This is a genomic window from Rothia terrae, from assembly GCF_012396615.1.
Taxonomy (GTDB): Bacteria; Actinomycetota; Actinomycetes; order Actinomycetales; family Micrococcaceae; genus Rothia; species Rothia terrae.
In genome coordinates this window covers 177,703-203,670 of the sequence record NZ_JAAXPV010000001.1, presented here as the reverse complement: position 1 = coordinate 203,670, position 25,968 = coordinate 177,703, and the positions used below count along the sequence as shown (strand labels likewise).

The following is a 25,968-nucleotide window of genomic DNA, read 5'->3' as shown; positions in this document are numbered from 1 at the left end:
AAAATGACTAACGAGAGAATTCTGAGCCCCGAAGATATTGCTGATGTACTGGGCAGGCACCGTCCAACGCCTGAACAGTCGCAGATTATTTCTCTGCCGCTGAAACCTCGCCTGGTAGTTGCCGGTGCGGGTTCGGGCAAAACTGCCACCATGGTTGATCGCGTGGTGTGGTTGGTTGCTAATGGCTACGTTCGCGCTGATGAGGTGCTGGGCGTGACCTTTACCCGTAAGGCTGCCGGTGAATTGCGTGAGCGTATGCGTAGCGGGCTTGAGACTTTGCGGGCTAAAGGGCTGATGCGCGTGGCAGAGGGTGCGGAACACGAGGTGACGTCCACTGATCCGGTCGTGAGCACCTATCATTCCTACGCGAACACTCTGGTGCAAAACTACGGGTTGCGTATTGGCATTGAGCAAGACGCGCAGATGCTGGGACAAACCCAGTCGTGGCAGCTGGTGGCGCAACTGGTGGAATTCTATGAGGGCGAATTGCCCGAGAAAGCTATGGCGAAGTCTACGCTTATTTCTGCGGTGATGAAGCTAGCCGGTGACTGCTCAGAGCACCTGGTATCTACCGAGCACGTGCGTGAATTCTGTCTACAGCAACAAACTATATTAAAGAACCTGGAGAAGCCCGGTGCGGTTTCTAAACGTAACGGTGTGGCACAAAATATTCAGGCACGGCTGGTCGTAGCAGATTTAGTGGAGCGTTACGTCCGTCTGAAAAAGAGTATGCAGGTACTGGACTACGGTGACCTCATTGCCAACGCTGCTCGCATCGCCCGTGATGTACCGCAGGCAGCAGCCGCAGAACGAGACCGTTTCAAAGTGGTGCTACTCGATGAATTCCAAGACACTTCTCATGCTCAGATGAAGCTGTTCTCTGACCTCTTTGGCGCTACTCAACGAGCCGTTGATGCTGAACGACGCGCCGAACACCCCGTCATGGCGGTGGGCGATCCCAAGCAGTCTATCTACGGTTTTCGCGGAGCATCGGACGGTCAGCTCTTTAGCTTCTACGATTTCTTTCCAACTGATGACACTACACCCAGCTACCTGAGCGTTGCTTGGCGTAACGACACCTCAATTTTGGCAGCCGCTAACCGTGTAGCTGAACCGCTGAAAGAACCTGCTAAGTGGGTACGCGCGTCCAACACTATCGATTTACCTGACCTGAAAGCACGACCCAAGCCAGGCACCGGTCAGGTACTGGTGGGAACATACATCAGCGAAGAAACCGAGGCCGACGCTATCGCCACCTTGATTGCTGAACGTCGCGCGCCCTTTGCTGACAAACCGCTTCATCAGATGCCCACCATGGCGGTACTTACCCGCGCTAAATCGAGCATGGAGCCACTGCGTCAAGCCTTCGAACGCGCCGACATCCCTTACCAGGTAGTGGGGCTCGGAGGTCTTCTCGATACGCCCGAGATCGTTGATCTTGTCTCTATCATGCACGTGCTCTCTGATCCGGGACGATCCGATGCCCTCATGCGTATTCTCTCGGGCGCTCGCTGGCGTATTGGTGCCTCAGACCTGCTGGTGCTGGCTGAGTGGGCCCGGTTCTTAGAAAAACGACGCGAACTTTTAGTGCGCGAAGGCATTGAACTTGATATCGCTGCCATGGGCGAAGGCCTAGACCTCGAAGAGCTCTACACCGTTGCCACTCAAAGCGCGCAGAGCGCAGAAGAGCTCGTAGCTGAGCACTCGAGATCTAAGGCTGCCGCTTCACGCGTTAGAGATGAGCACACGCGTCGTCAAGCCCGCGAAAAATGGGCAAGTATTACAGCGGCTGCAGAGTCTGATATTGCAGATAACTCGTCATTGATTGAGGCAGTTGAAAACCTCCCACCGCAGGGCTGGGTATCACCGGCATCCGGACGTTCGTTCACCGATACCGGGTATGCGCGTCTGTCGCGTATCGCCTACGAGCTTGCCTACCTCCGAGAGTTTATGGCTGATGATCTCAATACCTTGATGTACCGCATCGAAGAGACAACGCTCATGGATATCGAGGTTGCCGCGAAATCGCCGGTGAACTCGCAGACTGCGCGCCGACACTTGGATGCTTTCCACGATGTCGCGTCCTCGTATCTTGTGAGTGCACCGCGCATTAACGCCACTCTTCTGGCCGGACGCGACGGCGTGGCAACGAGCGCGGATAGCGAAGGTGAGCAGGTGCAGTTCTCGCTCAATACGTCCTCGGCATCTGCTAACGGTGTGAGCGGTTTTCTTGCCTGGTGCGAGCAGGCAGCACAACAGGAAAACGGCCTTGAAACTGCGGGGGAAGAACCCCGTCACGATGCCGTTCAGATTCTGACCGTGCACGCATCGAAGGGGCTGGAATGGGATCATGTGTATATCCCGGCGATGTCCACGGGTAAATTTCCCTCCACAAAAGATAATCGGTGGACTCAAAACGCTGAGTCATTGCCGTGGGCCTTGCGCGGGGATCACAACTATCTGCCGCCGTGGGAAGCAACGCCAGGAACTTTGCGGGAGCTGGACGAAGAACTTGCCCTCTTCAAAGAACAAGCTGACGAGCACGCTCTAGGCGAAGAACGCCGTCTTGCCTATGTGGGGTTCACCCGCGCGCGTTCATTGCTAGTGCTCAGCGCAAGTAGCTGGATTGGCTCTACTCAAAAACCAGCTGAAACGTCCATATTCTTGCAGGAGCAGTTAGAGATCGCTGACTCTGAGAACGCTGAGGCCCCGGAGCTCATCGCCTACGCTACGCCCGAAGAAATCGGCGAAGAAAACCCGCAACGCGCAGCCATCACCACTGCACTGTGGCCGTTTGATCCTCTCGATGGTCCGGTGACACGTACTTGGGATTCCCAGGAAGACTTAGATGCAGCCGGTGCTGAGGCCGCGTTAGAGGGGCGGAACGTTGAACATTCAGCTCCTGCTCCTCATGATCCAGCCCTGCATTTTGCGCTCTCGCGTCGTGCCCGTTTAGAGCGAGCCGCGCACAACGTTTTTAGGGGAGGCTTAGAAGGCGGAGAACCGCAACCAGATAGCGACGATCCGCTGGACTACGTTCGCGATGAATCTGCTGAACAGGTAGCGGCGTGGCGTGATGAAACTGAGCTGTTGCTCAGTATCCTCAATGCTCCACAGCGTGAAAAAACTGTGGAGTTACCAGGCCATATGAGTGCTTCTCAACTGGTGTCGCTGAGCTCATCCCCCAAAGACGTTATTGAGCAGCTGAGGCGTCCTATGCCGATGCGCCCCACTTTGAGCGCACGGCAGGGTACAGCTTTTCACCTGTGGATTGAAAACCATTATGAGAGCGCCGCCATGCTTGATTTCGGGGAGGATATTTACGCCGATGACGAGGTTGAGGAGTCGCTTCAGCTAGAAATGCTCAAGAACAATTTCTTGGGCAGCCGTTGGGCTCACCTCACCCCGTGGGCCGTGGAGTACCCGATTGAAACTCCGGTTGACGGTATTTCGGTGCGCGGACGCGTGGACGCGATTTTCAAACATCAGCTAGAGAACGGTGAGGTTGAATGGGAGCTGGTGGACTGGAAGTCTGGACGCGTACCTACCGATAGTGAACTCAAGCATCGTGAAGTTCAGTTGGCTGTGTACCGTCTGGGGTTCTCGCGGCTGATGGATGTTCCGCTGGAGAACATTCGGGCGACCTTCTACTATGTGGCCCACGATTATGAGCATTCACCGGAGGACGTTCGCTTGGCTGATGAGAAGAAACTGACGCAACTGATCAAGAAGGCGCGTAGGCTCGGCGCATCCTAGAGCGAGTGCTTGCACCATCGCTGAGTCGGCGATTGTTAACAAAAAGGATGCTGGTGTGCACCTAGATGGTGGCCACCAGCATCCTTTCAGAGATCAACAGAAGCTCAGGTGCGCAGGGGTTTTAGACGCTTATGAATAAGTCTCTATGCCCTTACCGAACCGCCTGCTGGATCGTGGTGAGAATCTGTTGCGTCCAAAGTTTTTCGTTGCTGAGGTTGTGAAATCTGAGCGATATCGTCGAGCAGAGAGCTCTTGGGACGTGACGCGGAGGACGTCGTGCCCGCATCGGAATCAGCCTTTACTGAATCGGCGGAAGGCTGAGTCTTAGAGCCCTCAGCCTGAACTTCAACAGCGTTTGAGGCATCCTCAGCCGGTTTGCGCTCAGCGGCACCGGTTGACGGATTCCACGTGATGGTGGGGTCAGTATCGGGAATGTCAGAATCATCGACGGCAGCCGGTAGCGGCTGTTCAATTTTGAGCTCACCGGCATCGTACAAATCGCGTTCGAGCCCCTGAAGCATGCCAATGCCCTCAGCGATCATGCCGTCATCATCCAGCTCAATACCGCGAATCAGCCACTGCGCCAGCGCGAACTCTGCATAGAGATTCGCGCGACGCTGCAGGTTGCGATCAGGACGCTGCGGCATCTGCTCCGAATACACGTCAATGACCTTGTCTCCGAAACCTTGATCTGAGCAGGCGAGCAACCACGAGAAATCCACAGCGGGATCACCCACACAGACCTCAGACCATCCAGTAACTTCGCTGACCTTTTTCTTATCGATAACCAGATTGTCTTCGTTCAAATCGCCGTGAATTACGCGAGTGCGGAAAGACCACATCTCATCATCGTTGAGCATATCCGTCCAGCGTTTGAGCAGGGCGGTGGGTACCTTGCCGGTTTCGCGCGCGCGGGTCAAATCAGTGCGGCGACGTTCGCGTAACTCTTGCGCAGAATAGACCGGCAAATCAGCTTCATCAATGATGGTCTCGGGCATCACGTGGATGGTAGCAATAAGCCTGCCGAGCGCAGTGGCTAAATCTTCGGTGCCGGGTTTTGCCATCGCCGAGATTTCTGCGAGATCGTCGATGTCGTAGTGTTCACCGGGAATATGAGTGTAGATAAAGGTTTGCATACCGTTCAGCGGCACAGTACCCACGATGGTGGGTAGCTGGAACGGCAGACGAGCGCGCAAACCAGCAGAGAATGACTGCAAAATAACGTGCTCCGATTCAAGGCGCACACTAGCTTCAGGGTGGCGCGGCGAACGCACACGCCAACGCTTATTGGCGGAGTCGATGATAATTGCCGAATCGAAATCGGCAACGTCGTCGGCTGAAGGCAGGGCGGCTACGGGGTAGAGCCCCGGCACGCCTGCAGATACAAGAGCGGCAAGTTGAAGCGGAGTAACAGTCACCCTTTAAGGGTACTAGAGATAAACACCCACATGAATCGGCTGAAAGCATACGCACCGTTTTTTATGGGTTTTCTCGGCAGAACCCAAAAGAATGCATGTTTATGATGGAGGGAGTATTCGTCACAAAAAGGTTGAGACATGAATTTTTCACCGCTGGGCGCAACGCCCCTCTCAGGAACAATGATGCGCCGGTTCGATGAGCTACGCAACCGGGACGACTTTCTATCGCACCTGGTAGAAGCTGTTGCAGGAAAGACCCCGGATGCGGCTATTTACCCCTGGAGTGAAACCCCCGTGGTGATTGCGGTTCAGGGGGAGTGCATTCTCATGCAACGCAATGCCGCCGGACGCGTCGTGCCTCAAGAGCTCCAGCTAGAGCAGCTCAACCTTGAGGCGTTGCGCACCCCCGTCACCGACCAGCCCAGCACGTCCTCACTCATCTACAGCGGTGAACTCGTAGTGGACACCCTAGACTCTGCCCGCCCGGTCTTAGCAATTATCGGAGACCACGAGAGCCTGCTGAGCCACGAATGCTGGACCGAACTCAAGGATGCTCAGCGGGCGTCATCACTGGCTGATATAGAGAACACACCGGCCCTGGTGCACCTCAGAACTTTCGCTCCGCTCAGTTTTGACGTGCTGGCGGAGAACCGCGTTGAACGCGCTTGGGGAGATATTCTCAGCGCAACCATCGCGTTGAACAACTGGCATCAACGCGCGTCCTTTGACCCCGCAACCGGCCAGCCCACCCGCATCATCAAATCAGGGTGGGCACGATTGACGCCGGAAGGACGCGAAATTTTTCCGCGCACAGATCCGGCGGTTATTACCGTGGTCAGCGCAACTTTCGACGGCGAAGAACGCATACTTTTAGGTAACGCTCAAGCTTGGGGTAAGAACCGGTTCTCAACCTTTGCTGGCTTTGTTGAGGTTGGCGAATCCCTGGAAAATACTGTGGAGCGAGAACTTTTTGAAGAAGCCGGTGTGCGGGTTGAAGCCATGCAGTACATGGGCTCTCAGCCCTGGCCGTTCCCTCGCTCGCTGATGCTGGGATATAGCGCGGTCGCCGCTAACCCTCATGAGGTTCAGGCCGATGGTGAAGAAATCGCAGAAATCCGCTGGTTCACCCGCGATGAGTTGCGCACCGCTTGCGCAAGTGGAGAAATCAGCGTGCCGCAACGCAGCTCCATCTCCCGTAAGCTCATCGAACACTGGGTTGGGTGCCCCTTACCCGTGGAATAACCAGAGGTAAGCCCTCCTGTCGGGTGCTCTCACGCCTGAACCCCCATACAAGACTATGAGTTTTCGCACGCCCCACACCCGTGCGAAAAGCACTAAACTAAATGGGCAACGTTTGAAACTCGTAAGGGGCGCATATGTCACAGCAGGTAACCACCGCTTTACCCACCGCAGGCGCTCCCAGCCCAGAACAAATCCTTGAGGGCCTTGACCCGGAGCAGCGACGCGTCGCCACCGAACTTGATGGGCCTATGTGTGTTTTAGCGGGCGCGGGCACCGGTAAAACCCGCGCAATCACGCATCGTATTGCCTACGGTATTGCCATCGGACGCTACGTTCCCCAACGAGTTCTTGCATTGACTTTTACCACGCGTGCAGCTGACGAGATGCGCGTGCGTCTACGCCAGCTCGGCGCCGTTGGCGTGCAAGCACGAACCTTCCACTCGGCGGCACTGCGTCAGCTTCAGTACTTCTGGCCCCAAGCTGTGGGCGGCACACCGCCCACCATCATCCCCCACAAAGCACAACTCATCACCGAGGCAGCCAACCGTCTGCGCCTGTCAACAGACCGCGCTACTATTCGAGATCTTGCCGGCGAAATTGAGTGGGCAAAAGTCAAAATGCTCACCCCCGATACCCTGATGCCGCATCTAGCTGACCGCGCGCTACCTAACGACATCACGCCCATCAACATGGTGCGTCTCTACCGCACTTACGAAGAACTCAAAGACGAACGACACATCATCGACTTTGAAGATGTACTCATGCTGACAGTGGGCATCTTAGAAGAAGACGAAACCATTGCCGCCGCCGTTCGCGCTCAGTACCGTCACTTTGTGGTTGATGAATACCAGGACGTTTCACCTCTTCAACAACGTCTGCTCAACGTATGGATGGGCGGACGCGATGACGTCTGCGTTGTGGGCGATGCGTCGCAGACCATTTACTCATTTACCGGCGCAACCAGTCGGTTTCTCATGGACTTCAAACGTCGCCACCGTAACGCCAACGTGGTCAAACTCGTGCGCGACTACCGCTCCACTCACACCGTGGTAGAGCTCGCTAACAACCTACTCAAAGCGCGCAAGCCCGGCAAAGATTCAACACCCGGCGCATGGGCTCAGCCCCTCGAACTAGTCTCGCAACGAGGTAAAGGGCCGGACGCTGACTGGATTGAGGCAGCAGACGACGAAGACGAAGCGCACCGCATCGCCCGAGACATTAAAGAACTCATCCACCACAATGAAATTCCCGCATCAGAGATTGCCGTACTGTTTAGAACCAACGCGCAGTCGGCAGTACTGGAACAAGCACTCTCAGAAATCGGTGTGCACTACCAGCTGCGCGGTGCCGAGCAGTTCTTTGCCCGTCCCGAGGTTCGTAACGCAATGACCTTGCTGCGCAATTCAGCCAACGCCCAAACAGACGAAAAAACCCCGCAACTAGTACGCGATGTCCTCAAATCTTTGGGATACTCCGATCAAGCTCCCGCATCTAGCGGCGCAGTACGCGCAAAATGGGAGTCACTCGCGGCCCTGGTCTCCATGGCGGATTCGCTCAACGCCACCCGCGAAAAAGAACGCGCCCAAGCACGCGAAAACAACGCCAGCGAACTCCCTCAAGTCTTTAGCCTGCACGAATTCGCAGCCCACCTCGCCCAGCGTCTTCAAAACCAAGATGCACCCAGCATGGACGGCATCACGTTAGCATCGCTGCACTCCGCTAAAGGCCTGGAATGGGACGCGGTCTACCTCTGCGGACTCAACGAAGGGCTGATGCCTATCTCCTTCGCCAAAACAAGCGACGAAATCGATGAAGAACGCCGCCTGCTCTACGTAGGCATCACCCGCGCACGCAAATACATCACCTTCTCGTGGTCGCTATCGCGCACCCCCGGAGGCCGCGCCAACCGCAAACGCTCGCGCTTCTTAGATACCCTTGCACCCAAGAATATGTACAGGTAGGGCAACAGATGCCGCGAAAAACTGCTTCTCGCACCGGTACACCTCGCACTAGGAACACGAGAACTGAGTGGTGGGATGCCACAGCTGAGCATCCTGCCGTTGAAATTGTGCGTTCATCGCGTCGTACCAAGACAGTTAGCGGAGCCATGAACCCCGATGGCAGTCTGCGGCTACTCGTGCCAGCATCCTCTACCAAGCACGATATTGAAGAATATCTTCAGCAACTGGCACCCAGAATTATGGCGCGAGCGCAACAGCAAGGGCAACGCAAACGCAAGTTCTCCAGCGATGCCTATCTGGTCGAACGCGCTCAATACCTTATTGACACATATCTGCCCGAAACCAGCCTGCCCGATGAAATTCGCTGGGTCACCAACCAAAATACCCGCTGGGGTTCGGCAACCCCGGCGACCTCGCGCATCCGCATCTCTCATATGATCCAGGGCGCACCCGAGTACGTGGTGGACTACGTGCTACACCACGAACTCTGCCACTTTATGCACCTGGACCACGGGCCGCAGTTCAAAGCCCTCGAAAAACGCTACCCTCACCTTGAAAAAGCGCAAGGATTCTTGGACGGTGTGAGTTTTCAGCACCGTCAAGAGAGCTAGCGGTGTTTTGCAGAAAGACTCAGATTCTCTTGCTAGATAAGAAGAGCATCTAAATACACAAATGCCGGGAACACCCGTGAAGGGGATGTTCCCGGCATTTGTATGCACCAATATTTGCACTGGAATAAAAAGCTTGAAAAGATGCGCCGTCGCCAGCAGTCCCTCTCACGGATTCGCGCTGGGGCGCTCACCGTGATTCACGCCAGACCCGATGCCAGCTGGCGACTTGCGCATCTTATCAATCTAAGAGCAACTCATCATAATCTCAGTCACTTTTTATTTTTCTTGAGGACCGTCCTCAGGCTTTTCTTCGCCTGAGTCCTCGTCAGTCTTTTTCTCATCGGAGCTGCCCTCCGCGGGCTCGTCATATCCGCCTGCCAGAAGTTTCTCAAGCGCTGCATCGAACTCATCATCGGATGCGTTGAGGAATTCGCTGCGTTCTTCGAATGCTTGAGCGTTATCCATTTCTTCGCTGGTGGGCAGATTTTCGGGTGCTTCCCAGAGTCCATCGCGTGCTACTGCGCCGTGTTCTGATTCGTAGGTGCGCCAGAAATCGGTTGCTTCACGGAACTTTCGGGGTTGCACTTTGAGGCCCAGTAGGCCCTGGAAAACGTGCTGAACGGGGCCGCCGGATGCGCGTCGTCGAGCCATTGCTTCGCTCATGCGTGATGAACTGGGCAGGTTCTTGGTTGCTTGTTCGGTGACCACTGTTGCCCAGCCATCAATGAGCGCTAGCAGGTTTTCGATGCGATCGAGCGCTAGTTGCTGGTCCTCGGTATGCTGGGGTTCGAACATTTCGGCACCGAAGATTTCTTGCAGGTTTTCGGGATTAAGTGAATCAAGGTCAATCTCAACTGCCTGCGATTGGATGCGTTCGATGTCTACGTGGATACCGCGGGCAAAGCGCTTGATGAGGCTCATGATGTCTTCGCGTAGCCAGGGGTTTGCCTTGTGCAGACGAACGAGGGCAGCTTCACGAACAGCCAGGTAGAGCATGACTTCCTGGGCTGGGATTTCTAGATCGTCGGTGAAGGACTTGATGGCGTCGGGTAGTAGCGCGCTGCGTCCTGAGATCAGTGGGATGCCGATGTCGTTGGTAGAGAGAACTTCTTGCGCTAGCTGGGCAACTCCTGAGCCGACCTGCATGCCAAACATCATGGAGCCGATACCGCCGAGCAGATTACCGCCACCGAGCATTCCCTTCATTTCTTCGGGGATCTGCTGCTGAATGGACTCGTTCATAGCGTTGGTGGTCTCTTCAGCGACGGGGCTTGCGATTTCGGTCCAGGTGTCGAATGAGTTCTCTACCCATTCTGAGCGTGACCAGCTTTCGGTGGCGTAGTCGGGGCGTGAGAATTCAACGACGGGGTCAAGCCACAAATCTGCTAGTTGAGATGCGTCGCGTACCGCTGATTTCTGGTTGGCGGTGACTGAAGGATCGTTTTTAGCTGCAACAGTCTGACGCGCGTGCTGGCGAGCCATATCCCAGTTGACGCTACCGTCCTCACCCTGCCCGTTCATCATATTGGTGAACTGGGAAAAGATGCCTTGGAGCATTGAGGGATCGAGCGGGATTCCCATGCCGCGCAAGTCATCAGCGTTGAAGTTTGCGCCGCCGTTTTGGCTGAGTTTTTTGAAGAATTCTTCGAACGGGTCTTGGCCGTTTTCACCGAAGGGGTTGTTAGACATTGTGCACCTTTCGTTGCCTTACCAAAACAGGCTTACTGTCTCTACGTTACAGATTTTTGCTGGGAGTTGCGTAAGTGTTTAGCGCACAGCCGAGAAGAACCGGTTCCAAAGTGGTTCTTGTGACGGTGCTGGGCGGGTAGTGCCGTTATCAGCGTCTTTGCATGTTTTCGCGGTACTCTAGTACGCATGCACAGTGAGCGTCCTTCTTCTATTTCTTTTGCATCCGAGAATCAGTCCAAGCGAGCCCACAATTTGCGGCGCGCAAATCGTTCGCGTCGCCCGTGGACGCTTGCTCGCGCTTGCGGTTTTGGTACGGCGTTGTTGGCGCTTGGCTCGTTTGTGATTCCGGTGCAGTACATTACTGAGCAGCCCGGGCCTACCTTCAACACCATCGGTGAATATGACGGCAAGCAACTGATTACTATTGAGGGGGAGAAATCTTACCCGGTCGAGGGACAGCTAGATATGACCACCGTATCTGTTGCGGGCGGGCCTAATACCGATGTGAATTCGCTGTATGTGCTGGCGAATTTCTTTGATAAGGCATCCAACGTGGTGCCGAGCGCGCTGATGTATGCTCCCACCACGTCTTCTGACGAGGTGAGCGCACAAAACGCTGCCGATATGACAGATTCCCAGCAAAATGCTGAGGCAGCTGCATTGACGTATCTCAAGAAGGATTTCACTGAGAAACTTGTGGTTGCAGATTTGGCTGATGACAGTGCCAGCGCAGACAAGATTCAAGAAAACGACGTTGTTACCGCTATCAACGGTGAAAAACTTGAGCATTATGATCAGCTGAACAAACTGGTTGATGAATCAGACGGTAAAGAGATCACAGTAACGGTGGAACGCGATGGTAAGGAACACAACGTCGCAGTAACTCCTCGTTATAACGAAGATTCTCAAAAGTATCTGCTGGGGCTCTACATCAAGAAGGACTACACGTTCCCGTTTACCGTAAATTACGGACTTGAAGAGGTCGGTGGTCCAAGCGCAGGCATGATGTTTGCCTTGGGCATTATCGATGAGCTCAATGAAGTGAACATGACCGGTGGCAAGCATTTTGCGGGAACAGGTACCATCGATAGCGCCGGAAACGTTGGTGCTATCGGCGGGGCGCCGCAGAAACTGACCGGTGCTCAAGACGCCGGTGCCCAAATCTTCTTGCTACCTGCCGATAATTGTGCGGATATTGCCGAACGAATCCCCGAAGGCCTGACTGTTATTCCTGTGAAGACTCTGGATGAGGCAGCTCAAACAGTGCAGCAGATAGGGGAGGGCAGTAAAGATCCCTCAGACTTCGCATCCTGCCCGGCCCCGTAAGTCTGAATATTGACCGAACGTCAAAGATTTGGGGCTTAAAACCGCTTAACAAGGTCATCTCGCCTTATATCTGCAGGCGTGAGCTGGCACAATAGATAGTAATAATTTTTTCAAAATCGCACATTTTGAAATTCAAGCAGTGCCTGCCTACAAGGCATAAGGCAACGACATTACTATCGATGAGGAAAACGTGATAAACGGACCATCCAGCGTGCGGCCCGCCCCATCAGGTAAGCGCAAAAATAACACCCTCACGCTCACTCTTATCATCGTGGGCATTCTCATTGCACTCTTTGTGTTCGCCACCCAGGTGTACACCGAGGTGCTCTGGTTCAACCAGCTCGGTTTCGGCAACGTCTTTGTAACCGAGAACCTAGTGAAAATCGTGCTGTTTTGCGTGGGTACTTTGCTGATTGCCCTGCCACTGTGGGCTAGTATCCGGTACGCTCTTAAACATGCAGATCCGCAGGCGCAGACGACATCGCGTCCGCGTACTACTCACCAGCGTCCACAGCAGTTCGATGCTCAGGGTAACCCCATTCCGCAGCGTCCGCAGGATCCTTTTGTGGAACTGCAGGATATGTTCAACCAGAACCTTAACCGTTACCGCAAAGCCGGTGATTCCCTGAGCAAGACGTTGACGTGGGTTGTGCCGCTTATTGTGGGCGTGTTCTTAGCGTCTTCGTTGATGACTCAATGGAAAACTGTTCTGCTGTTTTTCAACGGCGTAGATTTCGGTCAGACCGACCCCGAGTTCAACAAAGATATCGGCTTTTACGTTTTTAATCTGCCGTTCTGGAACTTGCTCACAGGCTTTTTGAGCTCAGCAATCGTGATCTCAGCTATCGGCGCTATTGTGGTCCACTACTTCAACGGCGGCATCAAGGTACTCGACCGCGGTGTTGAAACCACTCGGCACTTCAAGCGTCATATTGCTGTTTTGATCGCCTTGTTTATCGTGGTGCGCGGCGTGCGCTATTGGCTTGAACGCTACACCGCGATTCAGAGCCAGTCCGGACGCTGGGCCGGTGCTATGTACACGGACGTCAACGCTATTATTCCCACGCGTGCAATCTTAGCGATTGCCGCTGTGCTGGTAGCCGCCTTGTTTATCTACGCAGCTGTCTCTCATCAGTGGCGCCTGCCTCTGATCGGCACCGCAGTCTTGCTGATAACCAGCCTTGTGGTAGGCGGTATCTACCCGTGGATTGTTCAGCGTTTTCAGGTCACCCCTAACGAGCAGGCCTACGAGAACGAGTACATTCAACGCAACATCGATATGACGCGTGCTGCCTACGGTCTCGATAAAATCGAAACTAGCGATTACGACGCGACTACCAACGCCGCATCCGGCGCGTTGAAAGGTCAGTCAGAGACCGTTTCAAACATTCGTTTGCTTGACCCGAACGTAGTGTCAGATGCTTTTGCGCAGCTTCAGCAGTTCCGACCCTACTACCGTTTTGAAGATAACCTGGCAGTTGACCGCTATGAGATTGACGGCGAGGTCCAAGATACCGTTTTGGCTGCCCGTGAGCTCAATCCCCAGCAAAACGCTGACTCATCGTGGCTGAATCAGCACGTGGTTTATACTCACGGCTACGGTGTTATTGCGGCCTCCGGTAACCAGGTTGAATCAGATGGCAAGCCGAAGTTCACTCAGTCGGGTATTACTGCGACCGGTGATATCTCTAAGGACTACGAGCCGCGCATCTATTTTGGCCAGTCTTCACCGGACTACTCCATTGTCGGTGGCGGCGAGGGAGACGAAGCTCTTGAGCTTGACCGCCCTCAAACTGCAGGTGATGAGAAGGGCGATGCCAAGTACACCTTCACCGGTAACGGTGGCCCTAGCATCGGTAATGCTCTGAGTCGTCTGGCGTACGCTATCAAGTTCCAGTCCACTGATATCTTGCTATCGGACGTCGTGCGAGATAACTCGCAGATTCTCTACAACCGCAATCCGTCAGAACGCGTTGAGAAGGTAGCGCCCTATCTGACCGTTGATGGTAACCCCTACCCGGCAATTGTTGACGGTCAGGTGCAGTGGATTGTGGACGCCTACACCACCTCTGACCAGTACCCCTATTCTGAGAATTCACAGCTGGATGCGGCTACTTCAGACTCAGAGACCGCAGCGGGTGTGGCGCAGGCACTGCCGCAGGATGAGGTCAACTACATCCGTAACTCGGTGAAGGCTACGGTCAATGCGTATGACGGTTCTGTCACCTTGTACGCGTGGGATGAAGAGGACCCCGTACTGCAGGCATGGCAAAAGGTATTCCCGAATAATCTGAAGAGCTACAAAGAAATGAGCTCCGAACTGCTGGATCACGTGCGCTATCCGCAGGATATGTTCAAGGTGCAGCGCGAGATGCTTAACACGCATCACGTGACTGACGCGAACAGCCTCTACGCAGGCGACGACGTGTGGGCAACTCCTAACGATCCCACCGTTGAGTCTGAGACTCCTCAGCCTTTGCCGCCGTACTACCTCTCATTACAGATGCCCGATGAAAAGAAGGCAGCGTTCTCGCTGACCACCTCGTTTATTCCGCAGCAGTCAGATTCCAACACGCGTAACGTGATGTATGGTTTCTTGGCGGCGAACGGCGATGCGGGTACCGGTAAGGATGGTGAACGTAGCGCGGACTACGGCAAGCTCAAGCTGTTAGAGATGCCACGTTCATCGGTTGTTCCTGGTCCCGGCCAGGCGCAGAATAACTTCAACTCTGATGCCGATGTGTCGACGGAACTTAACCTCTTACGTCGCGGTGCGTCCACTGTGATCAACGGTAATCTGTTGACCTTGCCCGTGGGTGACGGCATTTTGTATGTGCAACCTGTCTATGTGCAGTCATCCGGCGATTCTGCTTACCCGACCTTGCGTCGTGTGCTGGTCAGCTTTGGCGATAAGGTGGGCTTTGCTCCTACCTTGGATGAGGCGCTGAATGAGGTCTTCGGTGGAGATTCCGGGGCAAATGTAGCCGCTGACTCCGGAGTTGATGAGAAGAAGGCAGCTGCTGAGACCGGCACGGAGTCGGTTGATGAGAATAAGTCTGACTCTAATGATTCAGCTTCTTCTGCTGATACGCGTAGCCTGCAGCAGGCACTCGATGACGCTAATACTGCAATGAAGGACGCCGACGCTGCGATGAAGAAGGGCGACTGGGCTGCCTACGGCGAAGCTCAGAAACGACTTCAAGAAGCGTTGGATCGTGCTATCGAGGCTGACGGCGCGAACAAGTAGTTTACTCGCATCAAGTCAGCGTCATTGACCCCCTGCCGTACTGTTCTGTGCGGCAGGGGTTTTACTTGGGATGCGGTAGGGGAGTTCCTCAAAGAGCCTCTGGTTATCTACGCCCAATCGTGCTTATAATTGTGTTTTGAGTCTCAAACGGGCAAATTGGTTTGCAATGACTGTTTAAGGTGTGTAAAGTAAATATCAACGCCGCGGGGTGGAGCAGTTCGGTAGCTCGCCGGGCTCATAACCCGGAGGTCGCAGGTTCAAATCCTGCCCCCGCAACGATAAAGAAAAAGACCCAGTTCTTCGGAACTGGGTCTTTTTGCTTATCCACAATTAGCTGCGAGAAAGTTACCCGGTTTCCGCGCCACATCCACCAAAACCAGGGCATGAAGCGCGGAACCGGGTAATTTTTTATCTACTTAGTCTCGCACCTGTACAAGATCTCGATACACGGTCGGCTCAGAGACCCCCAAGCGCTTAGCGGCTGCCGTGATGCCACCCTTGAGAATAAAGAAACCCATATCCTCCAGGTCTTTTACAACAGCAAGTCGCTCTTCCTTCTGCATACGCTCTGGCGGAATACTTTGCTTTGACAGTGCCGTATTCAGCATTGAATCGATGAGGTTCTGAATATTGGAGCGCAGGCTTTCTGTAATGACTTCTTTCCCGTTTTCACCCACAGGAGCCGTTGGCGCCGCCGCCGCGGGAGCAGCCACCGGTAAGCCCTCGTCCGGAGCTGGAGGCTGCACGCTATCTACAAAATGCGAAACAACAGCGTCGGCATGGGCAGGGAGCGGCGTCCCCGGGTAGCCACCAAAGGCGTCAAATTTATCGGGAAGGGTTGTTTCTGAGCCACCCAACATTCCCGCGGCAACATCGCGCAGGTGAATCCACTCTGAAATATCAACGTTGATGCAGAGCATCCCCCGCATGACATCATTTTCATCGCGCAAGAAATAACTGGACGAGCGGCATACGCGACCTTCTGCATTGACCGCACGGTAGCCTGTCATCATGGGTACGTGGGCGGTGTTGCCCTGCTGCATAAACCAGAGGGCAAAATCTGTGACGGGGCCACCAATTTCACGACCGCTGATGTGGCTATTGGCGATGGCAATGATGGAGCGGTCAGGCACATCAAGATCATGCAGCACAATCTCAACGTTTGGTCTTAACGATTGGCCCAGAAAATCAACGAGAGGAATGTAGCGCTCAATAAACCTGCTGGTGTTTTCAACTGGTGTAGCCACATTTGCCTTCATTCTGCCGTGTGTTATGCAACTCATAAAATTTCATTTATTATGACACAAACTTTTTATAAGAATGGGGTGCATCCGCTTAGAATCAAGCGAAGCGCCCCCTAACTATGTACAGGTATTAGTTAACCGCAGGGAGCTACCTTGGGCTTGATAACGGAAGCTAAGCCGCCCAGCGAGGTCTCTCGGTACTTGCAATTCATATCTTTACCGGTCAGGTACATGGTTTCGATGACCTTATCCAACGAGACACTGGGCGTGGTTTCACGCTGTAGTGCCATGTTAGCTGCATTGATAGCCTCAACCGATGCCACACCGTTACGCTCGATACAGGGAACCTGTACCTGCCCAAGAACCGGGTCACAGGTAAGACCCAAGTTGTGTTCCATGCCGATCTCAGATGCAACGCAGACCTGCTCGGGTGTTGCTCCAAGAAGCTGGGCTAAACCGCCGGCCGCCATTGAGCACGCAACACCGATTTCACCCTGGCAACCAACTTCAGCTACTGAAATCGATGCATTCATCTTGTAGAGCGATGCAATCTGGTTACAAGCAAGAATGTAATCGGTCAGTATCTTCTCATCAACAGGAGCCACAAACTTGTCGTAGTAGTGCAGAACCGCTGGAACCACACCGCACGCACCGTTCGTGGGAGCTGTGACCACGCGTCCGCATGATGCGTTTTCTTCAGAAACCGAAAATGCGAACATATTGATCCAGCTCAGCACACTCATAGCATCGGTGGTCTCTTGAGCTTCTAAGCGACGACGCAGGGCTGCTGCGCGACGCGGAAGCAAAAGGTTACCGGGCAATGGCCTATCAGAGTGAGAGCCGCGTTCTACACCTGCGTGCCAGACTTCCCACACCTTATGGATATGAGCGCGAATCTCGTCCTCGCTTCGCACTGCTGTTTCATTAGCCCAGCCGAGCTCTGGAAGAGTGAGATTGTGCTTTTCGCACAGTTCCAGCATCTCTTCTGCATTGCTGAAATCGTAGGGGACCTCAGCCCCGCTCTCGCCGCGCTTTGCGAAGTTCTCTTGATCTACGATGAAGCCGCCACCGATGGAATAGTAGGTTTTGTGAAGAACCTCTGTCTCACCGTTGAAAGCGATGATGCACATACCGTTTTCGTGCATGGGCAAACATTCATCGCAGAAGAAGAATCCGCTGTCGCGGGGAAAATCAACAGGATGGGTGCCAGCCAACATGAGTCTTTCGCTGGAGCGAACCTCCGCCATGAACGAATCGATAGCGTCAGTGTCAACGGTTTCTGGAACCTCACCGGCGAGGCCGAGCAAAATAGCTTTGTCAGTTGCGTGGCCGATGCCGGTGAGGGATAGGGAGCCGTACACGTTCGCTTGAACACGAGTCACTTGCTCCAGTTTGTTTTCTTCGATGAGCTGATCGACAAAAGCTTTACCTGCTTTCATGGGGCCAAGCGTATGCGAGCTGGAGGGGCCAATGCCGATCTTGAACATATCAAAGATACTGATAAACATTTTTCATAGTCCTTGCCATGAGAATGCGCGAATAATATTCGCTAATAAATCATCGTTTAGAAGGCCTGAACGATGCTGTAGATAATGGTGGCTAGTGCAACTAGTCCCATGAAGAAGACGAAGTAGTTTGAGGCCTTACCCTTGTACTTCTGAAGTGCGGGCACCGTATGAATTGCCCACATCGGCATGAGGAAGAGCAGAATTGCGATGGTCGGGCCGCACAGGGTCTCAATCATGCCCAGAATTGAGGGGTCAGCCCATGCGACGAGCCAAGCGGTGATCAGCATGAAGAGCAAGGTTGCGGTTGAGAGCTTCTTGCTGTGTCCGATGGAGCGCTTGCCGCCTGCGTTTGCCCCCTTGATAACGAGGCCTTCGAAGCCTTCAGCTGCACCGAGGTAGTGGCCGAGGAATGACTTTGCAACAGCAATCATTGCGATGACGGGAGCAATCCACTGAATGATGGGGTTGTCGAAGTGGTTTGCGAGGTAAGAGAGGATGGTGACGTTCTGCGCTTTTGCTTCAGCCATATCTGCGGGGCTGAGTGCCAGCGCACAGGAGAAGACGAAGAACATTACAACGATGACCATCAGGCCTTCTGCGCGGCGCAGAATCTGACCGGTTTTTGCATCTGCGTGTTCGCCGTACTTTTGGCGGCGGTCAACGGCAAAGGAGGAAATCATGGGTGAGTGGTTGAACGAGAACACCATCACGGGAACAAGTAGCATGAGCGTGACAGCGAGTGAATGGCCGGACGCTTGTGCGGCTACCGCGGGGTCGAAGGTCTGGAAGATCGCACCGTTCCAGCTGGGGATGAGGTAGAGCGCTAGAAGAACCAGTACCGCGATGAAGGGGTAGACCAGGTATGACATGACGCGAACGATGATGTCTTTACCCATGCGAACAATCAAAATCAGGCCGCCCACGAGAATGAGTGACATGAGCCAACGGGGGAGCGGGGTGATACCCAGCTGGTGTTCTAAGAATGAGTTGACGGTGTTGGTGATGGTGACCGAGTAGACCAGCAGAATGGGGTAGACCGAGAGGAAGTACAGGACGTTGATGAAAGCGCCCGCTTTGATGCCAAAGTGTTCGGTGACGGTTTCGGTGAGGTCTGAATCCGCTGTTTTTCCTGACAGTACAAATCGGGTGAGGCCGCGGTGTGCCCAGTAGGTCATGGGGAAGGCGATGACCGCCATGATGATCAGCGGGATAATGCCGCCGATGCCTGCGTTAATGGGGAGGAAGAGGACGCCGGCGCCGATTGCTGTGCCGAAAAGGCTCAAGGTCCAAAGAGTGTCTGTTTTATTCCAACGGGGAACTGCACTGTGTGCTTCGGAATCTTGGGTTGCTGGTGACTGACCAGCGCGAGTAGATGCGCCTGATATGCGGTGTGAGCGCTTGGGTGACTCAGCGGTGAGTGCCATTTTTCTCTCCAGTTGTGGTGAAGTAACGGCCGAAGTCAGTGGGAGTTGGAATCCTCTGTAGGGTGAAAAATTTTTATCAGTGTCCGCGGGGTATTGCGGGATGATAAATTTTTCTCTCACTCGTGGATGCTGCGCTGCGGCAGATTTTCCTGATTTCCCGGTTCTTCGGAAGATGTAATCCATGTTACACGCTTAAAATCTGAAAATATATAAGAAATTATCAATCTGATAAATAATTTATTATCAAGTTGTGAAACTTAGGGTCAGAGCCTTACATGCGCCGCTTCTTGTGGCAATCTATCCCGCTAAAGACAGCATCAAAAACCGAGCAGTTACTGGCAAACCGGGTGAGTGCCTGCGCACAAAAACCAGACACACGCGTCCTCACACCGCAAAACATGGAAGAATAGAGCAAAACTTTTTATCAGTCACCAAACGCGCACGAACAGGGGATAGGGCATGAAACCGCTCGTCATGGGTATTGCCGGTGGTACCGGATCGGGAAAAACCACTTTAACGCAGGCAATCGTAGAATCTTTCGAAGGCCAAGTAGCTGTTGTCTACCACGACAACTACTACAAGCGAAACGATGGGCTAACCTATGAAGAACGCGAACTGCTGAACTACGATGCGCCAGAGGCCTTCGACAACGAACTGATGACCGCCCAGCTCGACGAGCTAATCTCCGGACAAGCCATTGAGACCCCGGTCTACGACTACACCGTGCACAACCGTAGCGAAGAAACCATTCCAGTTCAGCCCCGACCCATCATTATCGTCGAAGGCATCCTCATTTTCGCCGAATCTGAGATTCGCGAACGTTGCGATATCAAAATCTTTGTTGATACCGATGCCGATGTACGCATTCTTCGCCGTATGCGCCGCGATGTTGTGGAGCGCAAACGCACCATTGAGTCAGTACAAAATCAGTACCTTGCCACCGTCAAACCCATGCACGAATTGCACGTGGAGCCTTCAAAACGTTTTGCTGACATCATCATCCCAGAAGGCAAGAACATGGTAGCGCTGGATATGCTGATCCACCGTATTCACCGTCAGCTTGAACTGGGGCAAAACCCCACACCGACTGTCTAACCCACTGTCACAGCGCCGAAAATAAACCAGGCTAAGCTGACACAAGAAAAGGTCCCGCATCCTTAGATATCAAGGATGCGGGACCTTTCAGCTTCTTGGCCCTTATGCGGAAAACCAGACGCTATGCGTTCTTGTTCTTCAACGCTGCAAGGCGAGCATCAAGCTCTGACTGCTTGCCGAGCTCTTCAAGCTCGTTGAACTGAGCATCGAGTGAGGACGCTGCGAGCTCCTGCTGGCCGCGAACCTTCGCTTCTTCACGGCGAACCTTCTCTTCGAAGCGTGAAACTTCGCTGGTGGGGTCCATAACGTCGAACGACTTGAGAGCGTCGTTGACCTGAAGCTGAGCGGATGCTGACTTCTGACGAGCGTTGAGCTCATCGCGCTTGTTGGCGAGCTCAGTGAGCTTCTCATGCATCTTGTTCAGGCCGTCCTTGAGCTTTTCAACAACCTCGGTCTGAGCAGCAATCTGAGGTTCTGCTGCCTTAGCTTCGCTTTCAGCCTGAATCTGGCGTCCTAGAGCGACCTTTGCCAAGTTATCGAACTTGTCAGCATTTGCGGTATCGCCAGCGGAACGGAACTCATCAGCCTTATTGGATGCAGCGAGAGCCTTTGAACCCCATTCCTCAGCTTCGCGGAGATCCTCGGCGTGATCTTCCTCGAGCATACGAAGGTTGCCGATGGTCTGAGCCACAGCCTGCTCTGCTTCTGCAATGTTATTGGTGTAGTCGCGAACCATCTGATCCAGCATCTTCTGCGGATCTTCAGCGGAATCCAACAGTGCGTTGATATTCGCCTTGGTCAGCTGAGCAATACGACCAAAAATTGACTGCTTTACCATGAATTACCTTTACCTTTCGAGGTGAAGCTTCAAGCTGGATGCTTGGTGAGCTACATATATCTATTTTCTCACGGCGCCCTGACGTTGGGTAGGGAGGTTTTTGTGTGAAGGCTGAAAATCTGTGCGCTCTGCGCTGAATTTTCAGCGCAGGACGCAAGAGTACGCCGGACTTAGAAGTTGCCGCCTGCTCCGCCGCCATCGCCCCAGCCGCCATCGCCCCAGCCGCCGCCACCAAAGTCGCCACCGCCGAAACCTCCGCCGCCGAAGGAGCCTCCGCCACCCCAGCCGCCGCCGAATCCGCCGTGATTGCCTCCGTTGAGGATTCCGCCGAGCAAAATACCGCCGAGCATCGCCGAGTTGAAGTCAACGCCGCGTCCGCCACCGCCGCCGTAACGGTTGAAATCATCAACATCGTTCTGAGCGATGCGCTGCGCTTCGCTGGCAAGACGGATGGCGTCGTTAGCGTGCGACAAGGCGGTAACCGCGTCGGTGTTTTGAAGGGCCTGTGCGTCCTGAAGATGGCGTTCTGCTTCTCGCAAACGAGTACGCGCATCCTGGCGTACTCCACCGCGTCGAGCCCATACATAATCGCTAGCAGTTGAAACCTGAGCCTGCGCCGAGATCAATGCGTGTTGCAGGTTCTGACGCGCTGCATTTTGTTGGTCGTTGACTTCACGCACGGTGCCCAAGGCACGGTCAAGGTCGCTGCGAACAGCCTGTAAGCGCTCTGTGAGAGCCAGCGGGTCGGATTTACCGTTGGCGCTGGAGGCTCTAATCTCATCAAGAACCGCATTGACGCCAGCAGCAGCGGATGCGAGCTCAGCCGTATTGCCGCCGTGTCGGGAATATTCCTGAGCCTGAGCAACGTCGCGAGCTGCAACCAACAAAGCCTGATTGAGTGACTCTTGAGCCTGAGCCAATTCGATTTTGAGGTTGCGAATAGCGTTGAGCAAGCCCTGAGCCTGATCTTCTGCTTCCTCTGCCGCGCGCAATTTGATAATCGCCTCGGAGCGATTGGTATCTACTAGTGTGCGTGCTTCGGCCAACGTGGTACGGGCAAAATTCAAACGTCTGTGTGCCTGATCGATATTGTCAGAAACATGCTCTGAAGCGCTCGGCGCGTAATCGCGCTGCAACTGATCCAACGTTTGCTGCGCTTCTGGGAACGATGCCTCAACGTTTGCAATAGTTTGCTCAGCATGGTCAATGGCAGCAGGGGCATTCTGCTCCAGCTTGCGCAAAGCAGAAAAATTCTCATTTTGTTCATTGAGTGATTTCTGAGCGTCCTGCGAGCGCGCAATAATCTCGCCCAGCCAAGCGCGCTGATCCTGCTCGGTGTCGGGAATATCGTCGTCTAACTGTTTCTGAAGTTGGAACGAACGTTGAATGTGCTGCTTTGCTTCTGCAATAGCCGTAACGAACGGCGCCACCTGCTCTTCGCCGTACTGTGCACGAGCAAACTCAATTTCTTGCTCTGAGTGGGCAATTGCGTCATCGGTTTGAATCAGCAAAGCTCCGGCTTGCTTTCGTAGATCTTCAAGGGGCGGGAGAGGAGCGCCGTTAGCGTACGGCTGACTGTTGCCTTGTTGCGGTGCGTAAGATTTCTTTTTGCGACGCCCGCGAGTTGCAAGGTAAGCACCGCCAGCGGCTACCGCACCAACACCAACCAGTGTTGCTACGCCGGTGCCAACTCCGCCGTCTGAGGAGTTATTAGCAGAAGAGGACGAAGTGCCAGAAAGCTTGGCATCAATTCCTTCGATGGCTGCCTCAGCAGCACCTGCATAGTCGGAGCTACGCAGCTTGGGGAAGATGTAATTGTTGTAGATTTCTTCTTGCTGGGTTTGAGAAAGGACGCCGTTGCCACCTGCAGTGAAGTACGCCTGGCGGTCCTGAGTTGCAATGACAAGTACAGCGTCATTGGTACCCAGGTTATTGAGTTTGGCAAACTGGTCGGCCCACTGCTGAGAGTTGGTAGGGCTTTCAAAAGAATCTACTGTTACAATAAAAAGATTAACGTGCTCATTTGTGGCCAGCTGATCAATATCGCTTTGCAGGGTAGAGGTGTCACCAAGCGCTTTTGTGGTGTCGAGGATGCGCACACCCGGATCTAAATCCATGGGCGCCTCAGCGAACGCGGCGGTGGGCAAGGCCATCAGACCGAGCGCAGCCAAAGAGGCAAAGAGCGTACGATGCGAAGACTTGGGCGTCATGAAATGTCCTTACTGTCTAACTGCCGTGAGACGTGAGTACTCGAGAGCGGAGCGTCGTTTTAAATCATTGTAGGTGTCGGAGGGAACATCGAACAGGTGCGGCTAGCGGGTTCGCGGCAGGCACAACAAAAAATGTGGGTCAAACGTAACGAATACTTTCAGTGAACTTTCAGAATTGGTTCACGATTAGCACAGAACCGCAAGGCATAGTAGGTGCTAAGTAAAACTTTGACATGCACGCACGAAAGCGAGTTGTGATGACTAACAACCCCTGGGGACAGTCCCGCGACAACAACCCCGAATTCCAGCAGAATCCACCGGCCGGTGCTGGATCGTATCACCAGAACTCTTCACAGTGGGGTGCTCCCGGGGCAGATGCAGATGCAACTATTCCGCTTCAGGGACATCACACGGAGAACTCCCAGCAGGCATACAACCATCAGGCGTCCGGAAGCTATAGCTCCGCTCAGGGGCAAGCGTCCAACCCCTATGGCTACCCGCAGCAGGGCGCTTACGACAATTCTCACGGCTACTATGCGCAGCCTGGGCAAGAGCAGTACCCCGTAACTCACGAGAACCCGCGTAAAAAGCACACCACCCGATTGCTGCTCACCTCAGCAGCGCTCGCTGCTTTAATCGGTGGTGGCGTGGGCGGATGCGCCGCAACACTCGGTTCGCACGGCGGCAACGCCTCAACCGTTTCAAGCGGCACCACCATCGTGAACAACACCGATTCGGTCAACACCGTCACCGCGGCAGCTGAGAAGGCGACGCCATCGGTGGTCACTATTTCAGTTGCTGGTTCTGGTGCATCAGGCTCTGGCTCTGGCATTGTGTTTGACGATCAGGGGCATATTCTCACCAACACTCACGTGGTGACTCTTGACGGGTCAGCTGCCAACGCTGATGTTGAGGTGAAACTTTCTGATGGCACCGTTAAGAAGGCATCCATCGTTGGTACTGACCCCACCAGTGACCTCGCGGTGGTAAAAATTGATCCCTCAGGACTGAACCTGACTCCGGCTACCTTAGGAGATTCTGACAAGCTCAACGTGGGCGATATCGCTGTGGCTATTGGCGCGCCGCTGGGTCTGGATGGCACCGTGACGGACGGTATTATTTCAACGCTCTCCCGCACTATAGAAGTCGCATCCAGCGCAGCACCTGAAGGCGATCAAGAGACCAGCGGTTCTCAGAATTCGCAGCAGGATTCCCCTTTCCAGTTCGAGTTGCCCGGCCAATCCCAACAACAGCAGGCTCAGAATACTATCTCTTTGAACGTGCTTCAGACAGATGCTGCGGTGAACCCCGGTAACTCGGGCGGTGCGCTGGTGAACTCCCAGGGTGAGGTAATCGGCGTTAACGTTGCTATTGCGTCAGCTGGTTCTAGCTCATCCTCAAGCGAGGGTAGCACCGGCAACATTGGCGTTGGTTTCTCCATTCCGATTAACTACGCCCAGCGTATCGCTCAAGAAATTATTCGAAACGGTAGTGCATCACACGGCTACCTTGGCGCATCCGTTAGCAGCTCACCGGCAAACAACGATTCAAGCCAGAGCTTTGGCGACGGCGCTGTTATTCAGTCCACTGTTTCAGGTGAAGCCGCTGAAAAGGCCGGCCTAAAGGAAGGCGACGTCATCGTAGAGTTCAACGGAAAGAAAATTTCCGAGGCGAATGAACTCACCGCCGCTGTACGTCAGGCTGCCCCCGGCGACACCGTGAAGGCTAAAGTCCAGCGAGGAAACAGTACTGAGGAAGTTGAGATAACGCTCGGTAATTCTGACAACGCCAATAACTAATAAGGTTCGGCAAAAGCGCTGAGCTCACTAACAATGTCCCCGTAGCTGATGAGCTACGGGGACACTGTTAGTGTTACAGCGAACCTCCGGCAAAACCGTGTTGACGCCAGGCCTCGTACACCGCGATAGAGGCGGAATTGGCGAGGTTGAGGGAACGGCGGCCCTCAAGCATCGGAATCTTCACGCGCTCGGTAATATGAGCATCATTCTGCACCTCTGGCGGCAAGCCCACAGATTCAGGGCCAAACATCAACACGTCGCCTTCTTGATAGTCGATATCCGCAAAACTGGTGGTTGCCGTGGTGGAGAAAGCAAAAACTCGTGCCGGCATGAGGGCGTCCCACGCGTCTTCAAGAGTTTTATGAACTGTCATGACAGCTAGGTCATGGTAGTCCAGCCCGGCACGACGCAGATGCGCGGATTCAAAGTTAAAACCAAGAGGTTCGACCAAGTGCAATTCGGCACCGGTGATAGCTGCTAGACGAATAGCATTACCGGTATTGCCGGGAATTTCGGGAGTATAGAAAAGAATTTTGAACACGTAGGTAAGTTTAGTGCTCCAAAGCTGAAAACGCCCAGTACGCACTGAGACCTAGGGGA

General features: G+C 54.1%; 16 protein-coding genes and 1 tRNA gene. 9 read left to right on the top strand and 8 right to left on the bottom strand.

Going from position 1 to position 25,968, the window contains the following annotated elements:
• Nucleotides 1-3: 3 nt before the first annotated feature.
• Nucleotides 4-3,756, top strand: a complete 3,753-nt coding sequence (locus HF984_RS00885) for an ATP-dependent helicase (protein ID WP_168613792.1) — start codon at nt 4-6, stop codon at nt 3,754-3,756.
• A gap of 143 nt (nt 3,757-3,899) precedes the next feature.
• On the opposite strand, the gene HF984_RS00880 is transcribed toward HF984_RS00885, so the two are convergent.
• On the bottom strand, nt 3,900-5,174 hold the full coding sequence (locus tag HF984_RS00880) for a phosphotransferase (protein ID WP_168613791.1): 1,275 nt from the start codon (nt 5,172-5,174) through the stop codon (nt 3,900-3,902).
• A 138-nt stretch (nt 5,175-5,312) separates the two neighbouring features.
• Between HF984_RS00880 and nudC the strand changes: the two genes are divergently transcribed.
• The 3 genes from nudC (at nt 5,313) to HF984_RS00865 (ending at nt 8,988) form a co-directional block, all read left to right on the top strand.
• Complete coding sequence (gene nudC, locus HF984_RS00875) at nt 5,313-6,416, top strand: NAD(+) diphosphatase (protein WP_168613790.1); 1,104 nt, start codon at nt 5,313-5,315, stop codon at nt 6,414-6,416.
• A 134-nt stretch (nt 6,417-6,550) separates the two neighbouring features.
• On the top strand, nt 6,551-8,377 hold the full coding sequence (locus HF984_RS00870) for an ATP-dependent helicase (protein ID WP_168613789.1): 1,827 nt from the start codon (nt 6,551-6,553) through the stop codon (nt 8,375-8,377).
• Nucleotides 8,378-8,385: 8 nt separating this feature from the next.
• Nucleotides 8,386-8,988, top strand: coding sequence for a M48 metallopeptidase family protein (locus HF984_RS00865; protein WP_168613788.1), 603 nt, complete (start codon nt 8,386-8,388; stop codon nt 8,986-8,988).
• Nucleotides 8,989-9,264: 276 nt separating this feature from the next.
• Here the strand turns inward: HF984_RS00865 and HF984_RS00860 are convergent, their stop codons facing one another.
• Nucleotides 9,265-10,677, bottom strand: coding sequence for a zinc-dependent metalloprotease (locus tag HF984_RS00860; RefSeq protein ID WP_168613787.1), 1,413 nt, complete (start codon nt 10,675-10,677; stop codon nt 9,265-9,267).
• 186 nt (nt 10,678-10,863) lie between these two features.
• On the opposite strand from HF984_RS00860, the gene HF984_RS00855 reads away from it, so the two are divergent.
• From HF984_RS00855 to HF984_RS00845, 3 genes are all read left to right on the top strand, one after another.
• Complete coding sequence (locus HF984_RS00855; protein WP_168613786.1) at nt 10,864-12,003, top strand: YlbL family protein; 1,140 nt, start codon at nt 10,864-10,866, stop codon at nt 12,001-12,003.
• Nucleotides 12,004-12,214: 211 nt separating this feature from the next.
• Nucleotides 12,215-15,250 carry a UPF0182 family membrane protein gene (locus HF984_RS00850; protein ID WP_168613785.1) on the top strand — a complete coding sequence of 1,012 codons (3,036 nt, stop codon included), beginning with the start codon at nt 12,215-12,217 and terminating at the stop codon, nt 15,248-15,250.
• A gap of 202 nt (nt 15,251-15,452) precedes the next feature.
• A tRNA-Met gene (locus HF984_RS00845) sits at nt 15,453-15,526 on the top strand.
• Between the two features lie 140 nt (nt 15,527-15,666).
• On the opposite strand, the gene HF984_RS00840 is transcribed toward HF984_RS00845, so the two are convergent.
• The 3 genes from HF984_RS00840 to HF984_RS00830 form a co-directional block, all read right to left on the bottom strand.
• Nucleotides 15,667-16,497: a helix-turn-helix transcriptional regulator gene (locus tag HF984_RS00840; protein ID WP_210729479.1), complete on the bottom strand. Its 831-nt coding sequence runs from the start codon at nt 16,495-16,497 to the stop codon at nt 15,667-15,669.
• A 131-nt stretch (nt 16,498-16,628) separates the two neighbouring features.
• A complete protein-coding gene (locus tag HF984_RS00835) occupies nt 16,629-18,002 on the bottom strand; it encodes an L-serine ammonia-lyase (protein ID WP_168613784.1) in 1,374 nt (457 codons plus the stop codon).
• Between the two features lie 56 nt (nt 18,003-18,058).
• A complete protein-coding gene (locus HF984_RS00830) occupies nt 18,059-19,426 on the bottom strand; it encodes a serine/threonine transporter (protein WP_168613783.1) in 1,368 nt (455 codons plus the stop codon).
• A gap of 459 nt (nt 19,427-19,885) precedes the next feature.
• Between HF984_RS00830 and udk the strand changes: the two genes are divergently transcribed.
• Nucleotides 19,886-20,521: a uridine kinase gene (gene udk / locus HF984_RS00825; RefSeq protein ID WP_168613782.1), complete on the top strand. Its 636-nt coding sequence runs from the start codon at nt 19,886-19,888 to the stop codon at nt 20,519-20,521.
• A gap of 121 nt (nt 20,522-20,642) precedes the next feature.
• On the opposite strand, the gene HF984_RS00820 is transcribed toward udk, so the two are convergent.
• Together HF984_RS00820 and HF984_RS00815 are read right to left on the bottom strand one after the other, a co-directional pair.
• Entirely contained in the window at nt 20,643-21,359 is a 717-nt protein-coding gene (locus tag HF984_RS00820) for a PspA/IM30 family protein (protein WP_168613781.1), read from the bottom strand.
• Nucleotides 21,360-21,529: 170 nt separating this feature from the next.
• Nucleotides 21,530-23,569, bottom strand: a complete 2,040-nt coding sequence (locus HF984_RS00815; protein WP_168613780.1) for a TPM domain-containing protein — start codon at nt 23,567-23,569, stop codon at nt 21,530-21,532.
• A gap of 257 nt (nt 23,570-23,826) precedes the next feature.
• Here HF984_RS00815 and HF984_RS00810 point away from each other — a divergent pair, with 257 nt between their 5' ends.
• A complete protein-coding gene (locus HF984_RS00810; protein WP_247596382.1) occupies nt 23,827-25,368 on the top strand; it encodes a S1C family serine protease in 1,542 nt (513 codons plus the stop codon).
• 73 nt (nt 25,369-25,441) lie between these two features.
• On the opposite strand, the gene HF984_RS00805 is transcribed toward HF984_RS00810, so the two are convergent.
• Nucleotides 25,442-25,909 carry a TrmH family RNA methyltransferase gene (locus HF984_RS00805; protein ID WP_168613778.1) on the bottom strand — a complete coding sequence of 156 codons (468 nt, stop codon included), beginning with the start codon at nt 25,907-25,909 and terminating at the stop codon, nt 25,442-25,444.
• Between the last annotated feature and the right edge of the window lie 59 nt (nt 25,910-25,968).

Coding starts and splice junctions, on each gene's coding strand:
- HF984_RS00810 (WP_247596382.1), top strand. CDS start 23,827: ATGACTAACAACCCCTGGGGACAGTCCCGCGACAACAACCCCGAATTC.
- udk (WP_168613782.1), top strand. CDS start 19,886: ATGAAACCGCTCGTCATGGGTATTGCCGGTGGTACCGGATCGGGAAAA.
- HF984_RS00820 (WP_168613781.1), bottom strand. CDS start 21,359: ATGGTAAAGCAGTCAATTTTTGGTCGTATTGCTCAGCTGACCAAGGCG.
- HF984_RS00870 (WP_168613789.1), top strand. CDS start 6,551: ATGTCACAGCAGGTAACCACCGCTTTACCCACCGCAGGCGCTCCCAGC.
- HF984_RS00830 (WP_168613783.1), bottom strand. CDS start 19,426: ATGGCACTCACCGCTGAGTCACCCAAGCGCTCACACCGCATATCAGGC.
- HF984_RS00865 (WP_168613788.1), top strand. CDS start 8,386: ATGCCGCGAAAAACTGCTTCTCGCACCGGTACACCTCGCACTAGGAAC.
- nudC (WP_168613790.1), top strand. CDS start 5,313: ATGAATTTTTCACCGCTGGGCGCAACGCCCCTCTCAGGAACAATGATG.
- HF984_RS00835 (WP_168613784.1), bottom strand. CDS start 18,002: ATGTTTATCAGTATCTTTGATATGTTCAAGATCGGCATTGGCCCCTCC.
- HF984_RS00855 (WP_168613786.1), top strand. CDS start 10,864: ATGCACAGTGAGCGTCCTTCTTCTATTTCTTTTGCATCCGAGAATCAG.
- HF984_RS00885 (WP_168613792.1), top strand. CDS start 4: ATGACTAACGAGAGAATTCTGAGCCCCGAAGATATTGCTGATGTACTG.
- HF984_RS00815 (WP_168613780.1), bottom strand. CDS start 23,569: ATGACGCCCAAGTCTTCGCATCGTACGCTCTTTGCCTCTTTGGCTGCG.
- HF984_RS00860 (WP_168613787.1), bottom strand. CDS start 10,677: ATGTCTAACAACCCCTTCGGTGAAAACGGCCAAGACCCGTTCGAAGAA.